Annotated in this window: 1 protein-coding gene; it reads left to right on the top strand. The window is 43.9% G+C overall.

Annotated features, from left to right (window positions below; all coding sequences use genetic code 11):
- Nucleotides 1-686 (top strand): diguanylate cyclase domain-containing protein (locus tag A3766_RS01930; RefSeq protein WP_156508614.1); only part of this gene is annotated, 686 nt, incomplete at both ends.

The following is a 686-nucleotide window of genomic DNA, read 5'->3' as shown; positions in this document are numbered from 1 at the left end:
ATGACAGGCCTGGAAGACTTTAAAACATGGACCTATTTCATTCCCTTATTGCTGTTCTTTTTCTATGAATTCAAACCTGCCCTATGGCTTGTCGGGATATTCTCAGTATTTGCCCTGGCCTCTTTGAATGCTAGCGGCTCTCCGTTTGAAAACATTCAAAATACTATGAGCTACCTTTTGTACCTAAGCATGAGCTGCTGCCTGGTTTACTTGAGAGAACTAAGACGAAAACAGCTTAAGCCACTGCGTCGTACAGATAACCTGACCAAAGCAGCCACCAAAGAACATCTAGATGATGACCTGACAAAAGAAATTCAACGCAGTGAACGTGAAGGCAGTGAATTGTCTACAGCCGCGTTGGCAATTGACAAAATATGTCTTTCCAAACTAAACCCTAAAGAACAAGATGCTGTCACGATTGCCATTGGCAAGTTGCTCCATAACAACCTTCGCTTGTTCGACAGTTACTACCTTTGGGAACATCATGAGTTTCTTATCGTCTTACCTCATACCAGCTCGATTCAAGCAGTCAAGATAGCAGACAGCCTGCGACTTAAAGTCCGCAAAGAAATTGAGATTCATGGAGAAAGTATTACCGTTAGTGCTGGCGTGTCCTGCTTAAATATCGGCGATGACAGTACCTCCATAACAGGCCGGGCAAGCCATGCCTTATCAGAAACACAAGC

It is taken from the genome of Oleiphilus sp. HI0132, assembly GCF_001635845.1.
This window is presented reverse-complemented; position numbering and strand designations above follow the sequence as displayed.